Here is a 20,647-nt window from a genome sequence, read left to right on the forward strand (position 1 = left end):
TTCTTGTCTTCGATGGAATTCTGTAACTTTATCGAACTTTTGCAGTCTAATGAGAAACACAAATTAAACTATGTTTTCACTATTCCGAGAAAATGTGCGTATTGCACTGGATTCCATTAAAAGTCAGCTTTTAAGAACCATTTTAACTATTGTAATTATTGGAATTGGCATCTGGGCGCTCGTAGGTATTTTAAGTGCTGTAACTGCTTTGGAAAATACAATTTCGGGGAATTTTGCTTCAATGGGTGCAAACACGTTTAATATTCAACAATATGAATTTACGGTTCAAAGTAGAAATAATGGGGAACGTGAAAAAATAAACCCAATTATTAGCTATAATAACGTACGCGAGTTTACCGACAAGTACAGTTATCCATTCACTAAAACATCCCTCTCTTTTATAGGTACCACAGCTGCCGAAGTAAAATACGGCTCGGAGAAAACAGATCCCGAAGTACGAGTTTACGGTGTTAACGAAAATTACTTGGAAAATACTGGCACCGAGGTAGACAGTGGTCGAAATTTTACAATTTTCGATATCCAGAATAACAATAAAGTGTGTTTAATTGGTTCCGATTTTTTGAAAAATCTATTTGAAAATGAAGACCCAATCAATAAAACAATTAGCATTCGCGGGGTAAAATTTAAAGTTATTGGCGTGTTGGAATCTAAAGGTTCTACTTTTGGGAACAATCAAGATTTAAAAGTGCTAATTCCCATTCAGGTTGCTCGTGGCATTTATACACAACCCAACATTAATTATAATATTAGTGTAAAAGTAGACGACAAACAACTAATGGAAGCTGCGCAGGATGAAGCTATAATTACTTTCCGGAATATTCGCGGGTTAAACCCGATTGAAGAAAACAACTTTGGAATAGAGCGCAGTGACGATTTAATAAATAGAATTGCAATGATTACGGGCTATTTACAAGTAGCCGCTTGGATTATTAGCATCATTACTATTCTTGGTTCTTCCATAGCGTTGATGAATATAATGCTGGTTTCCGTAACCGAACGCACCCGCGAAATTGGCGTTCGAAAAGCTTTGGGCGCTAAGCGATCTACAATTTCTACCCAGTTTTTTATGGAAACAATAGTAATTGGTCAGTTTGGAAGTATTTTAGGAATTATTCTCGGCGTGCTAACAGGCTTTGTTTTTGCGAAAATATTCGAATTCGATTTCACACTGCCGTGGACCGCAATTATTTGGGCAACAATAATCACTTTTATAGTGGCAGTAATTGCTGGCTCCTATCCTGCATCGAAGGCGGCACGATTAGATCCAATTGAAAGTTTACGTTACGAATAAGGCTTTTTAGACACTAAAAATAACCGTAAAAATGGCTGCTAAATAAAGCCGAAGCAATATTATTCACGCAACAAATCGCCAAAATAATTATAAAGATCTCCTTTTGTAATTACCGAACCTTGTTGGATTAACACAAAAATGTCTTTGTTGCGATCTTCGGTAATTGCTTTGGTTGATGTGTAAAGACTTACCGAATCGTCGTGTAAATTTTGTTGCAACCATTTATAGCCGTATTTGGTAGTAATGTCAATATTTTCGGCTTCAACTTTTATGGCAATCAATTCCATAAAAGCATCGGTAATGTGGAAAAGCATCAATTGTTTTGGGGAAATGTGTTCTAGGTATTTCACTTTGGTTAAAACTCCTTCCCAGATAAGATCGCTAAAAATATCGAGTTCCTGTTCGGCAACTTCTGGTTTTTCGGCTTTCAACTTTTTCCATTCGTCAGCGGTGATTGATTGGGTGGCGAGAAAATTTATAAATTCTTGATGTAGCTCTTCAAATTGTTCCTTTGTTAGTCTGGCGTACTTCATATCTGTTGTCTGTTGTCGGTTGTCGGTTGTCGGTTGTTGGTTTGAATTTTTAAACCTTAGCTATTTTTTCAAAATAAAAAAACCCTCCCCGAAAACGAGAAAGGTTTTAATACAATTAATCGTGAAGTTTATTCTGTTTCAGTTGTGTCTTCCGATTCGTTTTCTGCTGGCGCTTGCGCTTCCTCTTTTGCTTTCGTTTCCTCTTTTGCTTTCGCTTTAACCTCAGCTTTACCTTTGGTTGCAGGTTTTGCTTCAGCAATTACATCAAATGTAAGGTTGCTTATTACATCTCTGTGAAAGCGAATAGTAGCCTCGTATTGTCCGGTACGCTTAACAGCACCTCCAGCAATAATGATATACTTTTTTTCGATAGAAACGCCTTCTTTTTCAAGAGCTTCGGCAAGATCACCGTTTGTTACAGAACCGAACAATTTATCACCTTCGCCAGTTTTGGCTGTAATTTTAATTTCAAGTCCCGTTAGTTTTTCGGCTTGTTGTTTAGCTTCATCAACAACTTTCTTTTCTTTAAAAGCGCGTTGTTTCATTGTTTCGGCCAATACTTTTTTAGCTGAAGGAGTTGCAAGCACTGCGTGTCCTTGAGGTATTAAAAAGTTTCTTCCGTAACCGTTTTTTACAGTTACAAGATCATCTGCAAATCCCAGATTTTCTACGTCTTTCTTTAATATAAGTTCCATATTATTTCTGGATTTTTATTTTAATAAATCGGTTACATAAGGCATAAGTGCCAAATGGCGAGCTCTTTTAACGGCAACAGCCACTTTACGCTGATACTTCAATGAAGTTCCGGTAAGTCTTCTTGGAAGAATTTTACCTTGTTCGTTTACAAATCTCAATAAGAAATCTGCGTCTTTATAGTCAACATATTTAATACCAGACCTTTTGAACATGCAATATTTCTTGGTCTTATTGGTTTCAATATTAAGCGGAGTAAGGTATCTAATTTCTCCGTCTTTCTTTCCTTTTGCTTGTTGTTGTAGTGTGGCCATAATTTAAGCTGATTTTTTATTGCGGTTTCTTCTTTTTTCTGCCCAAGCAATTGCGTGCTTGTCAAGGCTTACTGAAAGGTAACGCATAAAACGCTCATCCCTTTTAAATTCAGTTTCTAGTTCGTGTACAACATTGCCATCTACAGTGTACTCAAAAAGGTGATAAAAACCACTTTTTTTGTTTTGAATTGGGTAAGCAAGTTTTTTCAAGCCCCAATTTTCTTTGGATATCATCTTAGCACCTTTAGAAACAAGAAAATCTTCGTATTTCTTTACTGTTTCCTTTATCTGATCTTCAGATAAAACGGGATTTAAGATGAAAACAGTTTCATAATGATTCATAAAAAATCTATTAAAATTAATAATTAAAACCTTGGCCTTCTGCCAAAGAGGGTGCAAAAATAATACTTTATTTCTTATTATCAAACCTAATTTCCATTCGCTTTTAGAAAAAAAATAATAGATAAAGTGTTTAATTTTTACGTTTAACGTCAAAAAAGTTGCATTTCATCGATTATTTCCATACTATTGCTATAAGTAAAACCTACAATTATGGAAAAAACCATACTAAAGTGCGCAATAGTAGACGATTCTACATTGCAGCGACTTTCCATTGTGAAGCTTATTCAAATGCACCCCTCACTTGAACTTGTTGGCGAGTATAAAAATGCCATTGAAGCCAAAATGGGACTTGCCGCAACTGAAATTGACCTTATATTTCTGGATATTGAAATGCCTATTCTTTCTGGCTTCGATTTATTGGATGATATTCAAAGAAAACCACAAGTAATTTTTGTTACCGGAAAAACAAAATACGCTTTTAAAGCTTTTGATTACGATGCCGTAGACTACCTGAGAAAACCAATTGCCAAAGATCGGTTTTTAAATGCAGTGCACAAAGCAATTACCAATTACAAATTGAAAAACGAGGAAGGGTTTGACGATGAAGACTTTATATTCGTAAAAAGCAATCTTAAAAAAAGAAAAGTATTTTTAAATGAGCTTCGCTATATTGAAGCATTAGGCGATTATGTAAAGCTAGTAACAGAGCACGAATCGCTCGTTGTTCTTTCTACAATGAAAGCTTTTGAATCGCTCCTACCTAGTGAAAGGTTCCTTAGAATCCACAAATCGTATATCGTTAATTTAGACAAAGTACAACGTTATAACAGTAGAACAATTGAGCTGGATCAAGATCGGTTACCATTGAGTAGAAACCGAAAATCTGAATTAGTTGAAGCTTTGGCTGCAACCCAAAACGCTTAGTAATTATCTACATCTATTGTTATTTGTACGCTTGAAAATTCTTTTATAGCGTTAAAACTACGCCGTACATTTTCTATGTACTTTTTTGTTTTTTCCAAGGATTGTTTTTTCGCAATTTTAACGAGTAGATGGATTATATACTTGTTTTTTATCCTCCCTATTGGCGGTGGTTCGGGTCCTAAAACATTTTCTTTAAACTGAATTTCTAAAGCTTGTCCAAACCAAACAGAGGCTTTTTGAACCCGCGCTAGGTTTTTATCTTTAAAAATGAGTTTTACAGTTCTGTAAAAAGGTGGGTATTTAAAATTGTAGCGCTCTTCCAGTTGCTCTTTGTACATTCCTTCAAAATCATTTACACTTACCTGCTTTAAAATTTGATGATACGGATTGTAAGTTTGTATTAAAACTTTTCCCCGTTTTTGGGTGCGCCCTGCCCTACCCGATACTTGTTGCAACAATTGAAAGCTACGCTCATGCGCTCTAAAATCTGGAAAGTTTAAAAGATTGTCTGCATTCATTACCCCTACCAAGCGTATATTCCGAAAATCTAAACCTTTGGCAAGCATTTGCGTACCCACCAAAATATCTATTTCTTCGTTTTCTAAAGCCTCTATTATTTTTGAATACGCATGCTTTCCTTTGGTTGTGTCTTGATCCATTCGCGCTATGCTGTGGTTTGGGAATAGCGACTTCAATTCGGTTTCAATCTGTTCTGTTCCGAAGCCTTTGGTGTCTAATGTTTCACTGCCACAAGCCAAACAACTAAGCATCATTGCCATATTATAACCGCAATAATGACAACGCAATTGGTTTTTATATTGGTGAAACGTCAAACTTACGTCGCAGTTTGGGCATTGGGGCGCGACACCACAAGTTGTGCATTCTACCACCGGCGAAAAACCCCTTCTATTTTGAAAAAGAATTACCTGTTCGCCATTGCTTAAAACTTCGCGCATTTCTTCTAATAAACGATCACTAAAGTGGCCAGTCATTTGTTTTTTGCGCGACTTCTCTTTTATATCTACCAATTCAATATCTGGCATTAAAACATTTCCGAAACGTTTTTTTAATGTTACCAATCCAAACTTACCCGATTTGGCATTGTGGTAACTTTCTAACGAAGGCGTTGCAGAACCCATCAGCAACTTAGCTTTGTGAAGATGTGCCAAAACAACAGCACTGTCGCGAGCATTGTAGCGCGGCGACGGACTAAATTGTTTAAAACTGGGTTCGTGTTCTTCATCTACAACAACGAATCCTAAATTTTTAAAAGGAAGAAATAAGGAAGATCGAGCGCCAATAACTATTTGCGCTTTTGGTTTTTGAGCCAATACATTTTTCCAAACCTCTACCCGTTCATTTACTGAAAATTTAGAGTGATAAACCGATATTTTTTCGCCAAAATACTTTTGAAGTCGAACGATTAACTGTGTAGTTAACGCAATTTCAGGGAGCATATATAAAACCTGCTTTCCCGTTTTAATAACTTCTTCAATTAACCGAACATAAATTTCGGTTTTTCCGCTGGAGGTAACTCCGTGAAGCAAGACAACTGGCTGTGTTTTAAATGAAGTTTTTATTTCGTTATACGCAACCAATTGCGCTTCGTTTAAAGTTTTAATATCTGAGGAAGTTTCGCCCGAAAACTCAACGCGGTCGTGTTGAATGAAATACGCTTCTAAAATTTGCTTCTCCTCCAATGCCTTTAACGTACTAGCAGATGCTTGGCTTTTCTTTTGAAGCACAGTAGCACTAATTGGTTTTTTAGATTTGCTGCTCAGCATAAAAAGATGCATTAAAACCTCGCGCTGTTTTGGAGCACGGTTTAAACTATCTAAAAGTTCGCGAAGCTTTTCTTCCGAAGTGTATTCCGAAGCAAGTTTTATATAGCGTTTCAGTTTTGGCTTGTACTGTTCATAAACGGTTTCTTCAACTTCAATAATGTTTTTGTCTAACAATTTCTGAATCACCGAAACAATGTTTTTTCTGTCAAGAATGTTTCGTGCATCGTTAATGTGCAACGATGATTGATGTAGTAGTGCTTCATATAACAAAAACTCGTCATCGCTGAGGGAGGATTCATCTAGAATTTCCGTCTGAACAAGTTTAATAATGGTTTCACTTTCAAGCAAGAACGCACTGGGAAGTGCGGCCTTTATTACTTCACCCAAGGCACACATATAGTAATTTGCCAACCATTCCCAGTGCTTCAATTGCACAGTTGTAATGATGGGCGAATCATCTAAAATATGGTCGATGGATTTTGTTTCGTACCCAACCGGAGCTTGGTCGTGCACTTGATAAACTATGCCTGTGTACACTTTAGATTTCCCAAATGGAATTGCCACGCGCATTCCAGGTTTTAGGAAGGCGGCTTCGTCTTTATTCACACTATAAGTGAATGTCTGTTTTAGTGGAATAGGAAGAATGACGTCTATAAAATACAAAAGGAAACTATTATTTATTGTTATTGATTATTCGTTTTTGGGCTGCTTAATTGTTGAAAATAACACATCACTTTTTATGGCTTTCTTCGCTTTACCTCGAATAAAAAAGCCACCAAAATTGGTGGCTTAAAGATACTATTTTAATAATTTTTAATTGACACGATTCCAAGTTTGTGTTCTTCCGAAAAGCGAAAAACCTATATAACCACGAACGTTCAATTTATTAGGACCATCGAGTTCAATATAGCATTTATAAACTTTTCCGTTGTTGGGATCCATAATTGTTCCGTCATTGTATTCATCGCCATCTTTTTCCAAACCTTTAATAATAACCAAACCTAAAATAGGTTTCCCTTTGTCATCGCCCGGGCATTGATCGCAGACAGCGTTTTTTTTCGCAGGATTTAAAATTTCCACTACTTTTCCATAGATCTTACCATTTTCTTTATAGATTTCTACAATAGATTTAGCTTCACCAGTGGCATCATCAACGGTTTTCCATTTTCCGGTTACGTCTTGTGCAGTGGCAGTAATTACTGTTAACGCAATAAGTGAGAAAGTTAAAAGTATTTTTTTCATAATTAAGTATTATTAGGTTAGGTATTAAATTTTTTCTTTAAGTCGCTTAATTGAAACATTTAACTCAAACCCCAGCAACAATAGATTTGCGTTTATCCAAATATATAACATCAATATCAATAGTGCACCAATGGAACCATATAACTCGTTATAATTTGAAAAATTGTTGATATAAATTCCAAACAAATAGGTTGTTACTACAAAAAGTATCGTGGTAGTTACCGCTCCAATTGAGAAAAAACTTATAGCTTTTCCCTCTTTGGTTCCGTAATAATACAACGTGGCAATTACTACGTATATCATTATTAAAAATACAATAAATTGAAAGAACGATATCCAGAATAGATCTTTGTCTATATACGCTTTAGATTGTAGGTCACGAATTACATATTCGCCGTAAAGTATGACCCCAACTGAAGTTAACAACAACAATGCCAAGAAAATAGAAACAACCAAAGCAACAAAATACTGTCTAAAAAAACTGCGGTTAATTGTTACGTGAAACGAATATTCAAAGGCACTAAAAATAGCATTTACGCCATTGGCTGATAAAAATATAGAAAGAAAAAAAACAAACGATAATAACCCAGCTCTTGGATTTACGGCTATATCGGCAATTATGGGATAAAAGAATTCGGTGGTTTGCGCTGGTAATAAGGCTTCAATAAATATTAAAAATCGCGATTGAAATCCATCAATTGGTATAATTGGAATTAAATTCAGCAAAAAAAGTAAGAAGGGAAAAAGCGCCAGAAAAAAGCTGTACGCAATTGAACTAGCACGGAATGAAAAAGTTCCTTTTAGAATTCCTGTTCCATAAATATCCAGCAAATTATACAATGAAAACTCGCCCAATGCGGGAAGTTTTATTTTTTTACTAATCCGAATTAAATCTCGAATAATAGGAATGTTTATTTCCTTTTCTTCTTCTTCTTGATTCATGTAACAGCTTTTAGGCTAAGATCCATATTGTAAACCGAATGCGTTAAAGCGCCACTAGAGATATAATCTACGCCACATTCTGCGTATTTTCGTACTGTTTCGAGAGTAATTCCGCCGCTGGATTCGGTAAGACATTTACCGTTAATGAGCTTCACGGCCTTGCGGGTGTCTTCGTAATTAAAATTGTCTATTAAAATTCTGTAAACACCTTCGCTTTTTAGTATTTCTTCAATTTCATTAAGGTTTCTAGCTTCAACAATAATTTTTAAATCTAAGTGATGGCTTTTTAAATATTCCTTCGTTTTATCAATGGCTTTGGTTATTCCGCCGCAGAAATCAATATGGTTGTCCTTAAGCATCACCATATCGTAAAGTGCAAAACGGTGGTTCTCTCCGCCTCCAATTTTTACAGCCCACTTTTCTAAGGCGCGAATTCCTGGCGTGGTCTTTCGGGTGTCAATAATTTTTGTATTTGTTCCTTCCAGCAATTTTACATAGCTATGGGTTTTGGTAGCAATGGCACTCATACGCTGCATGGCGTTTAGCACCAACCGTTCCGATTTTAAAATAGATTGCGAAAGTCCAGACACGTAAAAAACTACATCGCCGTATTTTACAGGGTTTCCATCCTCAATTTTAATATCAAGCTTTAGGCCTGGGTCCACGTATTCAAAAATTTGGCGGGCCAATTCTACGCCGGCAATAATACCTTCGTCTTTAACCAGAAGTTTTGCCGATCCTCGCGCATCTTCCGAAATACACGCCAGCGAGCTATGGTCACCATCGCCCACATCTTCCCGAATAGCATTGGCGATAATAATGTCTATTTCTTTGTTGAATTGTTTTTCTGAAATCATAGCAAGGAAATTTTAGCTAAAATAATAAAAAGAGTTGGCAGTATTGAGTTTCGGCAGACAGTAATGTAAAAACCTTTAAATTCGGTTTTAACGAGACACCAAAAAACGAAGAACCGAAGCCAATTTATCTTTGTATTTTTGAATTCTGAAAAAGTTTTTAAATGAAAATTACGCTACTCGCAATAGGCAAAACGGATAACAAACAACTGCAAACTTTAATAGACGATTACACCAAACGCTTGGGGTTTTATGTTCCGTTTACAATGGAAGTAATTCCAGATGTGAAGCATGCCAAAAATCTTTCCGAAACGCTTCAAAAGCAAGCTGAAGGTGATGAAATTTTAAAACGAACTTCCACTGCCGATGTGCTAATTCTACTTGATGAAAAAGGGAAGAGCCATACTTCCGAAGGCTTTGCAAACTTTCTTCAAAAAAAAATGAACAGTGGTTTAAAAAACCTCATCTTCGTAATTGGCGGACCTTATGGGTTTAGCGATGCTGTGTACGACCGAGCGAATGGAAAGGTTTCACTTTCTGCAATGACATTTTCACATCAAATGGTTCGGTTGTTTTTTATTGAACAACTCTATCGCGGATTTACCATTTTGCGGAATGAACCATATCATCATCGATAGAATGACGAGGGACGAGGGACGAACGCCGAATGAATGACGAGGAAGAAACGTAAAATAGGGGTTATTAAGATGAAATAAATTAACGCGTAGTTACCACTGACAATCTATAAAATCTGTCAGCATATGAAATAGCAATCCAACCGCGATGATTCGAGTTTTTTTAAAAATGAACATTACTACATAAACCGCCATGGCCCAATACGTGTGCAACGGATGAAAATTGATACTGCAACGGCCGGGATCAAAAATTGGGGTAGCAAATAGATGATCTACATCCACCAACATTGTGGCGAGCATAATGAGCCACGCTTTTTTCCACTGACTTCTAAAAAATATAAAAGCAATTACACCTGGAACTAAAAGATGCAAAGAGTAGTGTACTAGCGTTTGGAGCATTGCAAAAATTAAGGATTGGTTATTTTTGCCAAAAGCACAATCTGCCCCAAGTGATACGCATCGTGCTGAATAATCCCGTGAATATGCTGGTAATAAGTAAGGTTATTCCGTGGATATTCATTTATAAAATTGGCTTCGTTAAAGGTGCTTAAAAAGTAAAGCCATTCTTTTTGGGTTGTTTCCAAAGTTTCGAGGGTTTTTTGCCACGCTTCGTCCGAAGTGTCTATAATTTGTTCAATGTAATTATTTTCTGGAATCTCCAGTACTTCGCCCTGCACTCTTCTAAGCACATTTTGGCGCCAAGCAATAATGTGGTTTACAATTTCCCAAATAGAATTACCGTCTTTAATGGGGTGTTGTGCAGCCTGTTCCGAAGTAATCTTACCCAACGTATCCTGAAGCGTTACATCCAGCCAAGGATGGCCGTGGTAAAGGTCTGTAAAAAGAGTTTGAATGCGGCGGGACTCGTTCATTGTTTAGTTTCGAAAATTGTTGCTTCCCCAAAGATACCGAATTATTTTAGGAAGATTTTTTATTGGAAAGAATTCTAACGCTCACTCCACCCCCCCAATCAAAACCCCCAACATTTCAATAGCAGCATCACTAATGCGGGTTCCTGGGCCATAAACTGCAACTGCGCCTGCATCAAAAAGGTATTGATAATCTTGGGCAGGAATAACGCCACCTACGATAACCATAATATCTTCGCGACCGTACTTTTTTAGGGCTTCAATTACTTGGGGCACCAAAGTTTTGTGTCCTGCCGCTAGGGAAGAAACACCAAGGATATGCACATCGTTCTCAACAGCCTGTTTGGCGGCTTCTGTGGGTGTTTGGAACAATGGGCCAATGTCTACGTCAAAACCTACGTCGGCGTAGCCTGTGGCTACTACTTTGGCGCCGCGGTCGTGCCCGTCTTGTCCCATTTTAGCTATCATAATACGCGGACGACGGCCTTCCAATTCGGCGAACTGGTCTGCCATTTGTCGTGCTTTATCAAAGCTTTCGTCTTTCTTTATTTCTTTACTGTACACGCCGCTAAATGATCTAATTTGTGCTTTATACCTGCCGAATTCCTTTTCCATCGCGGTAGAAATTTCGCCCAAAGTTGCTCTGTGACGAGCAGCTTCTACGGCTAAAGCTAGTAAATTTCCTTCACCTGTGCGGGCGCATTCGGTAATATTTGCAAGTGTTGTTTTTACCTTTTTGTTATCGCGTTCGGCTTTTATTCGGTTTAATCGTTCAATTTGCGAAGTGCGTACTTTTTGATTATCTACATCTAAAATTTGTAACGGGTCTTCTTTTTCGAGGCGATATTTATTAACGCCAACAATAATATCTTGTCCGCTATCAATTCGCGCCTGCTTTCTTGCGGAAGCTTCTTCAATTCGAAGTTTGGGGATACCTGCTTCAATTGCTTTGGTCATTCCGCCTAATTCTTCAACTTCCTCAATTAACGCCCATGCTTTTTTGGCTATTTCATCAGTAAGATTTTCAACATAATAGCTTCCTGCCCAAGGGTCAACCGTTCTTGTAATTTGGGTTTCGGTTTGTAGAAAAATCTGGGTGTTACGTGCAATACGTGCCGAAAAATCTGTTGGTAGCGCAATGGCTTCATCTAAAGCATTTGTATGTAAAGATTGTGTTCCACCAAAGACTGCTGCAGCCGCTTCAATTGCAGTACGAGCTACATTGTTAAAGGGATCTTGTTCGGTAAGGCTCCAACCGCTAGTTTGGCAATGCGTACGCAGTGAAAGCGATTTTTCATTCTTCGGATTAAACTGTTTTACAATCTTTGCCCAAAGCATTCTAGCAGCTCGCAACTTTGCGATTTCCATAAAATGATTCATCCCAATTGCCCAGAAAAAAGACAAGCGCGGCGCAAAAGTATCTATATCCATTCCCGCTTTCAAACCCGTACGAATATACTCTAATCCATCGGCAAGGGTATATGCAAGTTCAATATCGGCGGTGGCACCTGCTTCCTGCATATGGTAACCCGAAATAGAAATACTGTTAAATTTCGGCATATTTTTGGAGGTGAATTCGAAAATATCGCTGATAATTTTCATTGACGGTGTGGGCGGATAGATATAGGTATTCCGCACCATAAATTCTTTAAGAATATCGTTTTGAATTGTTCCCGCCAAATCTTTTGGAGAAACGCCCTGCTCTTCTGCAGCCACAATATAAAAAGCCATTATAGGAAGCACTGCGCCATTCATTGTCATAGAAACACTCATTTTATCGAGCGGAATTTGATCGAAAAGAATTTTCATATCCGCAACGCTGTCAATGGCTACCCCTGCTTTCCCAACGTCGCCTTCTACCCTTTCGTGGTCGCTGTCGTATCCGCGATGTGTTGCGAGATCAAAAGCCACCGAAAGGCCTTTTTGGCCGGCTTCCAAATTTCGTCTATAAAAAGCGTTGCTGTCTTCGGCAGTTGAAAATCCTGCGTACTGGCGAATCGTCCACGGGCGGCGCACATACATTGTTGAGTAGGGGCCACGCAGGTTTGGCGCAATTCCGGCAACGAAGTCTAAGTGTTTAAGACTAGCCGTATCTTCTTTGTCGTAATGCTTCTTAATCTCGATATCTTCAGCCGTCAAAAAGGTTTCAGACTCGCTCTGTATAGCTACATCCGTGTTCTTTTTTCCGGCTTCAAATTTTTTCAATTCTATGTGTTCTAAACTTCTCCTATCCATACTTGTTGAATACTTTCCCAACCCATAAATATTCCAAAACCGATTAATATTATTGAAATAATTACAATAAGCCAACGGAAATATTTATGAGATGATAATTTTTTATAACGAATGAGGAGTGCTAATCCGAGGATTATAAAGAGGACTCCTACTGCGGTACCTAATACTTCATTGTTCATAATTCTTGATTTAAGCGTTGTTGTTCAGTGATTTCAGCAATTCTTTTTTCAACAATTGGGGCAATTAGGGTTTTAACTGGATTGTGTTTAAGGAAAGGGAAAAGTTCTAAATCGTGCTTCATTCGGTCGTTTTTGTTGGGGTGGTAATTGGTACCCAACAATTTCAATTCACCATTATCAAAAAGCTGCTGTTCTTTTTCGGCGCTCTCCTTTATTTTTTTCTGAATAATTCCTTCTTTTAATTGACGGAGAAAACCGCCACCCTTTTCTATTTCTTTAAAAAGTTGAAGCGCTTTTTCAGCCAATTCATCGGTTAAACTTTCAATGTAATACGTGCCATCAGCGGGATTGCTTACGGCGTCAAAATAACTCTCGTGTTTTAAAATAAGCAATTGATTACGCGAAATGCGCTCACCAAATTCGTTGCTTTTATGATAAATTGCGTCGTACGGCAAATTACATACTGCATCTGCACCGCCCAAAATCGCACTCATACACTCAGTCGTTCCACGGAGTAGGTTTACGTTGTAATCATACAGTGTTTTATTGCGTTTTGAAGGCGTGGCAACAATGTGGCAAGTTTCAGAAATTCCGTATTCACTCGCCAAGGTTGCATAAAGTTTTCGCAGGGCGCGAATTTTTGCGATTTCGAAGAAATAATTTGGGCCGATGGCAAGGTTGAATGTTACTACTTCAGGAGACCTTCGACTGCGCTCAGACTGACATATATGATTTAAATATTCATTAACGTGAGCCAATGCGTAAGCCAATTGCTGAACAATAGTTGCACCTGCGTTTTGATATAAAGTAGCATCTACCGAAAGGATATTTTCTGAAGTGTATTTCTGAAAAATACTGTCAAGAATTTCGTGATCTTTCTTCATATTGTGAAACCAATTTCCGGTGCGGGCAAGGTTTCCTATTAAATCTATATTGTAATAAACGGTTGCGTTTTTTGCTGAAAAGAATTTGATGAGCTTGCTGTAAAATGCTTCAGAAAGAAATGTGAGTTTTAAATATACGGAAGCCTTTTCAAAAGGAAAATCTTTAAAAACGGTTCGTGGCTCAAAATCTTCAGTGGCAGCAAAAATTAATGCTTCGGCGCCTCTGTTTATTGCATCTAAAGCAATGTTGTTTGCAATTTGCTCATCATCGATGAATATTTTCTGAGTAATTCTCCACGAATTGGGCTGCCCGGGAATGGGTTGAAAATCACGTTTAAAATCGTCTTGGTGATAAAACGGTTTTACATGTACGCCCTCCGGGCTCTGCCAAACCAAGGTTTCGTTATAATCTGCGCCTTTTAAGTCGAACTGGATTTGCTGTTTCCATTGTTTTGCAGAAACTTCATCAAAATCGTTGTATAGAAATTTACTCATCGCTTTTCTTCTTTTTTGATGCTGTCTTCGTGTTCAATTATATAAATATCTTCGTTTTCCTTTTTCAGATAGTACTTCTCTCGCGCAAATTTTTCCATTTCGTTGCTGTCCTTCATTTTTTCGATAAACCCTTTATCGGTGTTTATTTCATTTTGATAAAATTCGGCATTATCTTCTAAACCATCAATTTCATTGTCTAATTCGCGATGTATAAGATACGAATTAGCATCAAAAAAAATCATCCAAACAATAAAAAGGATTAAAATAAGCACATATTTATTGCTTATAAATCGCAGCCATTTGTTTTTTTTTATTTCAGAAAACTTCACGATTCAGAATAACTTATTTTTTGGTGAATAATGCTTCTAATAACGTCTATTGCTACCGTATTGTATTTATTTGTGGGTATAATAATGTCTGCAAACTCTTTTGTAGGCTCAATAAATTGCAGATGCATAGGCTTGAGTGTGGTTTTATAACGGTTTAAAACTTCGTCCAAATCACGGCCACGACTGGCAATATCGCGTTTTAAACGTCTAATTAAACGTTCATCACTATCTGCATGTACAAAGATTTTAATATCAAACATATCACGAATATCTGGATGTGCCAAAATCAAAATTCCCTCCACAATGATTACTTTTTTAGGGTAGGTTGTAATTGTTTCGCCTGTTCGGTTGTGCTCCACGAATGAATAGACCGGTTGTTCAAAAGAATTTCCCTTTCTGAGTTCCTTTAAATGACTCACCAACAAATCAAAATCGATAGCCTGCGGATGGTCAAAATTTATTTCGGTACGTTCCTCCAAAGAAAGGTGACTAGTATCGTGATAATATGAATCCTGCGAAATTACACACACTTCATCAACGGGAAGCTGTGCAATTATTTGATCTACGACGGTTGTTTTTCCACTCCCGGTGCCGCCGGCGATACCAATTATAAGCATAATTTTTTAGGTTTATACAAAGGTAGGGAAAAAAGGTTGCAAGAGTCAATGTTCAAAATTCAATGTTTCGGTATCTCGTGTTCAATTTTTGTCCAGTTTTAGGTTTATTGTTTTGGTTTTTGTCAATGATTCGATGAGTTTAGGGGTTTAGACTCACGCAACTTTTCAACGCATCACCTTATCAACTTTAAATTCGCACTTTTTATTACAAACTTCTTTCCTATTTTTGAAGTCTGTAAACCTTAAAATGAAAACAATACTGCTACATCCTTCCTATTTTCCTTCTATTGAACAAATGGCAGCGGTAGCGCAAGCCGAAAAAGTTGTTTTTGAAGTGGAGGATAATTACCAAAAACAATCCTATCGCAACCGAACCTATATTGCGCACAGCAATGGAAAGTTGCTTTTGAATATCCCTATAAAACACAATAAATTAGGAAAGCGCCAAAAAACAAAGGAGGTGATGGTTGAAAATGATTTCCCGTGGCAGGAACACCATTGGCGAAGTTTGCAAAGCGCGTATCGTACCTCGCCGTTTTTTGAATATTACGAAGACGATTTGGAAGTATTTTTTACAGAACCCGTTGGCAATTTAATGGCGCACAATCTTAAAATATTCAAATTTTTATGCGATTTGATTGGGATTGAAGTTGAAGTTTCCGAAACCACTTCGTTCGAAAAAACACCAGAAATCACCGATCTCCGCCTTTTAGTGAATGCCAAAAGAAAATCTGCTTTTCAGCCCGAAGCATACACGCAAGTTCACCAAGCAAACCATCCTTTTTTGCCAAATCTTTCGGTATTGGATTTGCTTTTTAACGAAGGCCCAAATGCATTAAATTATTTAGAAAATACAGTGCTTCCAGTCACAAATTTTCCCCAAAGCGAGTAACCAACAGCGCAAGAGTGCCTCCTTCGGGGGTTATGGGGGTCTACCAACCAATTGTCGCCTTTATGGCATAATGATCAGAAAAGGTGTTTTTTAAAGTTTCGAACGAAAGCACCTCCAAACCTTTTGAAGCAAAAATATAATCTATTCGCATCGGGAATTTTTCAAACATAAAAGTAGTTCCCAATCCGTTTCCGCGCTTCCGGAAGGCGTCTTGCATCTCGCCTTTCAACTTTCGGTACGTATATGAAAACGGAGTGTTGTTAAAATCACCGCATATTAATACTTGGTTGGTCGTTTTAGCTTTGTGTTCCAAAATAGACTTTACTTGTTCCTGTTGTTTTTCAAAAGCAAGTGAAACACGTTTTCTAAGTTTTTCGTTATCACTTTCTTGCAGAAAACTTACCCGGGGTATAATACCCAGCGATTGCAAATGGAGGCTGTAAACTCTAATGGTATCTGCTTCCTTCACCACATCGGCATAAAGCGTGTTGTTGTAGGTGCCTTTAAAATCGAAAGCGCCGGGGTTAATCAACGGATATTTCGAAAAAATGGCGTGACCAAGTTTGGCTTTTTCAGATTTAAAATGAATATACTGATGTGGATATTCCGAAAAATTCACTTTATTGGGTCTGTAAAATTCCTGAATGCAAACAACGTCTGGTTCTTCTTCCGAAAGCATTTCAGAAAATATCCTCAAAGCATCGTCATCGGTATTATTTTCATACGCATTAAATAAGCGAACATTGTACGAAAGCACTTTTAAAGTGTTCTTGTATTGCGAAGCATCGCCTTTTGAAGATACTTCATAAAAAACATTAAAATAAAAATATGAAATGAAAAGCACGGTAAACGAAACAAAAAATCTCCTACGAAATTGAATAGCCCAATAAATTGCAAAAATAATATTGAGTATTATTAGTAGCGAAACGAACAAACTGAGCAACGAGAGTTCGGGAAATGTTTTTGGAGGTAAGTACGGAAGCACAAATGAAACCAGTAAAAGAAATGCCGTAAGCAAATTGCCCCAGTAAATTAATTTATTGAGAAACTTTCGCATGGCTCAGTCGTCTTTTCCGGCCTTAAAGAGAAAGTCTTTTTCAGCTTTGGTAAGGCTTTCGTAGCCGCTTTTTCCAATTTTGTCTAAAATGCCATCCACCTTTTTTTGATGAGCACTCTTGTCTTTATTTGGCTTAGCCGTTGCAGTGGTATTTCGCTTTGTACGGTGTACTGTTTTAAACGGTTTTTTGCTTCTCGGTTTAAAGAGATTAGCCACCCAATCCATAATGTTTTCAAACCATAAACCTATGTCGTGTCCTTTGGCAAGTTGTATTGCATAGATATAGCCAAAAATGGCTCCACCCACATGTGCCATTAAACCACCGGCATTGCCCGATGATGGTATCCGCACCAAATCTAATAGGAACAAAAACAGTGCAATATGCCAAAGTTTTATGGTAAAGGTGAAAATACGTACTTCGGTATTTGGAGTATACGTGGCGATAAAAACCATAATAGCTGTTACAGCTCCCGAAGCTCCAATTAAAAAGCCGCGACTTTGCTCAAAAGCAGGAAATAGGTTATACGCCACAACAAAGAGCAAGCCTCCAAAAAGTGCTCCCAGCAAATAAACCGTGAGCAATCGTTTTCCGGTAAACAGGTTTAAAACAAATTGCCCAAACCAATACAACCACAGCATATTAAACAAAATGTGCAAAAAGCCAAAATGTAAAAAACCATAGGTTATTAATGTCCACGGACGAAACAAAAGTGTATCAAAATCATCGCTTAACACAAACCAACGCGTAAAGTATTGCGGACTCATGTTTAAAATAAACGACCCTAAATAAACCAATAAAAATGCGGCTACATTAATAATAATGAGCTTTACCAGTATATTAGCTGTTTTGTATTTATATGAAAGACTAGTTGCTGCCATAATTAATTCCAGCGATGATCATTAAAACTATTTTTTTTCCAATACCAAGCCATAATAAAGCCAAAGAGAGCTCCTCCTAAATGTGCAAAGTGAGCGATACCTGTTGGGGCACCTGTAATTCCAAGAACTAAATCTAATAGTATAATTGCAGGAATAAAATACTTCGCTTTTATAGGAATTGGCAAAAAGATAAGCATTAATTCTACATTTGGGAACAACATTCCAAACGCGACCAAAACTCCATAAATTGCCCCCGAGGCACCTACGGCTGGAACGTTCCACGCCGAAAACGCTCTTTCTAAAACGCCGGCATCAATGCCAGGAATTTGTCTATACGAACCTGGCGCCAGTGTATTGTGGAACATATTCCAAACGTCAACACTTGTATTGCCCAACGCTTCTATTGCTTCAAAACCTACGTGGAAAAAATAATAATTTACCAAACTATAAATCAACGCCGAGCCCAATCCGGCCGAAAAGTAGAAAAATAGAAATTTCTTTTGTCCCCATCGTATTTCCAACGGAGAACCAAAGGCCCACAATGCATACATATTAAACAGAATATGAAAAAAATTGGCATGCATAAACATAGATGTCAACGGCTGCCAATACTGAAAGCTAGGGTTTTCAAAGTAATATAAAGCAAAAAGCCTATCGGCTAAACCACCCGTAAATTGCGTCCCAATAAAAAAGAGCACATTCAGTATTAAAAGAAATTTTACTGTCTCGGTTATTCTTCCCATTTACATAAATTTTTTATCCAGATCACTCATCTCCAATGTAGTAAAAACCGGCTTGTTCGTTGGGCTAACGGTTGGCTCCTTACACGCAAACAACTGATTAATTAAATGTTCACGTTCTTCTCTATTTAACAAAACACCTGTTTTTATTGCCATACTTGCCGCCATTGATTTTGCCAACATATCGTTTTGGCTAAAGCCGCTATCGGGTACATCTTCTTTTATGTCGTGCACCAACTGGTTGAGCAAATTTACAACATGGCTCTCAAGTATCAGCACCGGAATTCCACTAATCTCAACAGTTTCTTCCTTCAATTCAGAAAAAATAAAACCTGTGTGCTCCAATTGTTCGCGAACCTTTTCAATAATTTCTACATCGGGTTTCGAAAAATGAAGTTGCAACGGAAATAACAATTGCTGACTCACCGCTTCTTTAACCGTAATGTTTTTCAACAACTCTTCGTAAAGAATGCGTTGATGTGCCAAGTTTTGATGCACAATCATCATCCCGTTTTTCAACGGACTAACAATATATTTATTTTGAAGCTGAAATGTAACTTGTCCCGTTTCGGTCTCTTTATTTTCAAAAAGATTTCCGGTAACTTCTTCGCTTTCAAACTCCATCTCGAAGGAGTTTATCCCGAGCGAAGTCGAGGGGTTCGATGTTTGGTCTTCCAGTGGTTTAGCAGCGTCAAAACCATCTTTCAACCCAACATAGAGCGACTCCCACGACTGATTTTGTTCTCTTTTAAAAGGAAATTTTATATTGCCTTGTTTTGCCTTTTCTTTAAACGGATTAAAATCGCTATCTATCTCAATCGACGGCGCGGTGGGCGATTTCTTGCTGTATTCGTACGGCGTATCAAAGCCCTTGTCTCGTTCAAAATCCAGAACTGGCGCAATATTAAATTGCCCCAAACTGTGTTTTACGGTGGCGCGGAGCATGGCGTAAATAGCATGCTCATCGTCAAATTTAATTTCAGTTTTTGTGGGGTGAATATTTATATCTATGGAATGCGGATCTACTTCTAAGAACAAAAAATACCCCGGATGCACGTCGTTTTTCATCAAACCTTCAAAAGCCGAAGAAACGGCGTGATGCAAATAGGGACTTTTTATAAATCGGTCATTCACAAAAAAGAATTGCTCTCCCCTGCTTTTTTTGCTGTATTCAGGTTTCATTACAAAACCTTCAATTTTTATAATTTCGGTTTCTTCACTCACAGGAACCAACTTTTCGTTGGTTTTACTGCCAAAAATATTTACAATCCGTTGGCGCGAGTTCGAAGCAGGAAGGTTAAAAACATCGCTTCCGTTGTGAAGCATTTGAAAAGCAACACTGGGGTGTGCCAAAGCTACGCGGTGGAATTCGTCAATAATATGGCGGGTTTCAACGGGATTGCTTTTTAAAAAATTTCGTCGAGCGGGAATGTTATAAAAAAGATTTTTTACCGAAATTGTAGTTCCTTTGGGTACCACTGCGGGATCTTGCGAAGTTACCTTGCTACCCTCAATTGTAAGGTGTGTTCCTATTTCAGAGTTTTCGGTTTTCGTTTTAAGCTCAACGTGCGCAATCGCAGCAATAGAAGCCAAGGCCTCACCTCGGAAACCTTTTGTGTGAAGATTAAAAAGATCTTCAGCCGATTTAATTTTTGAAGTTGCGTGCCGCTCAAAGCTAAGGCGGGCATCAGTAATGCTCATTCCCGAGCCGTTATCTGTAACTTGAACGAGGGTTTTTCCGGCGTCTTTAATTATCAGGGTAATTGAAGTTGCTTTTGCGTCAATGGCGTTTTCCAATAGTTCTTTCACTACCGATGCGGGCCGTTGTACAACTTCCCCAGCTGCAATTTGGTTTGCAACATGATCTGGTAATAACTGAATGATGTCTGCCATTAA

General features: G+C 37.8%; 23 protein-coding genes. 4 read left to right on the forward strand and 19 right to left on the reverse strand.

The annotated features are described in order from the left end of the window. The first annotated feature begins 70 nt into the window (after positions 1–70). Complete coding sequence (locus K8089_RS02540) at positions 71–1,312, forward strand: ABC transporter permease (RefSeq protein WP_237601703.1); 1,242 nt, start codon at positions 71–73, stop codon at positions 1,310–1,312. 59 nt (positions 1,313–1,371) lie between these two features. Here K8089_RS02540 and K8089_RS02545 read toward each other — a convergent pair whose 3' ends face one another. The 4 genes from K8089_RS02545 to rpsF form a co-directional block, all read right to left on the reverse strand. Next, the gene (locus K8089_RS02545; protein WP_237601704.1) at positions 1,372–1,845 is read right to left on the reverse strand and encodes a DUF6495 family protein; all 474 of its coding nucleotides are present in this window, start codon (positions 1,843–1,845) and stop codon (positions 1,372–1,374) included. A 128-nt stretch (positions 1,846–1,973) separates the two neighbouring features. After that, positions 1,974–2,540, reverse strand: coding sequence for a 50S ribosomal protein L9 (gene rplI, locus K8089_RS02550; protein ID WP_237601705.1), 567 nt, complete (start codon positions 2,538–2,540; stop codon positions 1,974–1,976). Positions 2,541–2,555: 15 nt separating this feature from the next. Next, positions 2,556–2,852 carry a 30S ribosomal protein S18 gene (rpsR, locus tag K8089_RS02555; protein ID WP_073216777.1) on the reverse strand — a complete coding sequence of 99 codons (297 nt, stop codon included), beginning with the start codon at positions 2,850–2,852 and terminating at the stop codon, positions 2,556–2,558. A gap of 3 nt (positions 2,853–2,855) precedes the next feature. After that, positions 2,856–3,194: a 30S ribosomal protein S6 gene (gene rpsF, locus K8089_RS02560; protein ID WP_237601706.1), complete on the reverse strand. Its 339-nt coding sequence runs from the start codon at positions 3,192–3,194 to the stop codon at positions 2,856–2,858. A gap of 210 nt (positions 3,195–3,404) precedes the next feature. Between rpsF and K8089_RS02565 the strand changes: the two genes are divergently transcribed. After that, positions 3,405–4,118: a LytR/AlgR family response regulator transcription factor gene (locus tag K8089_RS02565; protein ID WP_237601707.1), complete on the forward strand. Its 714-nt coding sequence runs from the start codon at positions 3,405–3,407 to the stop codon at positions 4,116–4,118. On the opposite strand, the gene priA is transcribed toward K8089_RS02565, so the two are convergent. From priA to nadC, 4 genes are all read right to left on the reverse strand, one after another. Continuing rightward, entirely contained in the window at positions 4,115–6,565 is a 2,451-nt protein-coding gene (gene priA, locus K8089_RS02570) for a replication restart helicase PriA (protein WP_237601708.1), read from the reverse strand. The two genes, K8089_RS02565 and priA, sit on opposite strands and share 4 nt — an antisense overlap. A gap of 150 nt (positions 6,566–6,715) precedes the next feature. After that, on the reverse strand, positions 6,716–7,144 hold the full coding sequence (locus K8089_RS02575) for a DUF2147 domain-containing protein (protein WP_237601709.1): 429 nt from the start codon (positions 7,142–7,144) through the stop codon (positions 6,716–6,718). Positions 7,145–7,168: 24 nt separating this feature from the next. Then, complete coding sequence (locus K8089_RS02580; RefSeq protein WP_237601710.1) at positions 7,169–8,086, reverse strand: YihY/virulence factor BrkB family protein; 918 nt, start codon at positions 8,084–8,086, stop codon at positions 7,169–7,171. After that, entirely contained in the window at positions 8,083–8,943 is an 861-nt protein-coding gene (gene nadC / locus K8089_RS02585; protein WP_237601711.1) for a carboxylating nicotinate-nucleotide diphosphorylase, read from the reverse strand. Before nadC ends, K8089_RS02580 begins: the two co-directional genes overlap by 4 nt. Positions 8,944–9,104: 161 nt before the next feature. On the opposite strand from nadC, the gene rlmH reads away from it, so the two are divergent. Further along, entirely contained in the window at positions 9,105–9,578 is a 474-nt protein-coding gene (rlmH, locus tag K8089_RS02590; RefSeq protein ID WP_237601712.1) for a 23S rRNA (pseudouridine(1915)-N(3))-methyltransferase RlmH, read from the forward strand. A gap of 90 nt (positions 9,579–9,668) precedes the next feature. On the opposite strand, the gene K8089_RS02595 is transcribed toward rlmH, so the two are convergent. The 7 genes from K8089_RS02595 to udk form a co-directional block, all read right to left on the reverse strand. After that, positions 9,669–9,974 carry a DUF6122 family protein gene (locus tag K8089_RS02595; protein WP_237601713.1) on the reverse strand — a complete coding sequence of 102 codons (306 nt, stop codon included), beginning with the start codon at positions 9,972–9,974 and terminating at the stop codon, positions 9,669–9,671. 8 nt (positions 9,975–9,982) lie between these two features. Then, the gene (locus K8089_RS02600; protein ID WP_237601714.1) at positions 9,983–10,447 is read right to left on the reverse strand and encodes a DinB family protein; all 465 of its coding nucleotides are present in this window, start codon (positions 10,445–10,447) and stop codon (positions 9,983–9,985) included. Between the two features lie 81 nt (positions 10,448–10,528). Next, entirely contained in the window at positions 10,529–12,679 is a 2,151-nt protein-coding gene (gene scpA, locus K8089_RS02605) for a methylmalonyl-CoA mutase (protein ID WP_237601715.1), read from the reverse strand. After that, the gene (locus K8089_RS02610) at positions 12,661–12,858 is read right to left on the reverse strand and encodes a hypothetical protein (protein WP_237601716.1); all 198 of its coding nucleotides are present in this window, start codon (positions 12,856–12,858) and stop codon (positions 12,661–12,663) included. The genes scpA and K8089_RS02610 overlap by 19 nt, the downstream gene beginning before the upstream one ends. Next, positions 12,855–14,237, reverse strand: a complete 1,383-nt coding sequence (locus tag K8089_RS02615) for a methylmalonyl-CoA mutase subunit beta (protein WP_237601717.1) — start codon at positions 14,235–14,237, stop codon at positions 12,855–12,857. Before K8089_RS02615 ends, K8089_RS02610 begins: the two co-directional genes overlap by 4 nt. Beyond that, positions 14,234–14,566 (reverse strand): FtsB family cell division protein, encoded by a 333-nt coding sequence (locus tag K8089_RS02620; RefSeq protein WP_237601718.1) that lies wholly within the window; start codon positions 14,564–14,566, stop codon positions 14,234–14,236. The genes K8089_RS02615 and K8089_RS02620 overlap by 4 nt, the downstream gene beginning before the upstream one ends. After that, entirely contained in the window at positions 14,563–15,183 is a 621-nt protein-coding gene (gene udk, locus K8089_RS02625; protein ID WP_237601719.1) for a uridine kinase, read from the reverse strand. Before udk ends, K8089_RS02620 begins: the two co-directional genes overlap by 4 nt. Before the next feature lie 247 nt (positions 15,184–15,430). On the opposite strand from udk, the gene K8089_RS02630 reads away from it, so the two are divergent. Beyond that, positions 15,431–16,075, forward strand: coding sequence for a WbqC family protein (locus tag K8089_RS02630; RefSeq protein WP_237601720.1), 645 nt, complete (start codon positions 15,431–15,433; stop codon positions 16,073–16,075). A gap of 40 nt (positions 16,076–16,115) precedes the next feature. Here K8089_RS02630 and K8089_RS02635 read toward each other — a convergent pair whose 3' ends face one another. The 4 genes from K8089_RS02635 to mutL are packed head-to-tail and all read right to left on the reverse strand — an operon-like array spanning position 16,116 to position 20,644. Then, positions 16,116–17,132, reverse strand: a complete 1,017-nt coding sequence (locus K8089_RS02635) for an endonuclease/exonuclease/phosphatase family protein (protein WP_237601721.1) — start codon at positions 17,130–17,132, stop codon at positions 16,116–16,118. A gap of 3 nt (positions 17,133–17,135) precedes the next feature. Then, on the reverse strand, positions 17,136–18,011 hold the full coding sequence (locus tag K8089_RS02640; RefSeq protein WP_237601722.1) for a rhomboid family intramembrane serine protease: 876 nt from the start codon (positions 18,009–18,011) through the stop codon (positions 17,136–17,138). 2 nt (positions 18,012–18,013) lie between these two features. Further along, a complete protein-coding gene (locus tag K8089_RS02645; RefSeq protein ID WP_237601723.1) occupies positions 18,014–18,754 on the reverse strand; it encodes a rhomboid family intramembrane serine protease in 741 nt (246 codons plus the stop codon). Continuing rightward, positions 18,755–20,644, reverse strand: a complete 1,890-nt coding sequence (gene mutL, locus K8089_RS02650; protein ID WP_237601724.1) for a DNA mismatch repair endonuclease MutL — start codon at positions 20,642–20,644, stop codon at positions 18,755–18,757. Positions 20,645–20,647: the final 3 nt, after the last annotated feature.

Origin of the sequence: Aequorivita vitellina (assembly GCF_022008365.1) — a bacterium.
Taxonomy (GTDB): Bacteria; Bacteroidota; Bacteroidia; order Flavobacteriales; family Flavobacteriaceae; genus Aequorivita; species Aequorivita vitellina.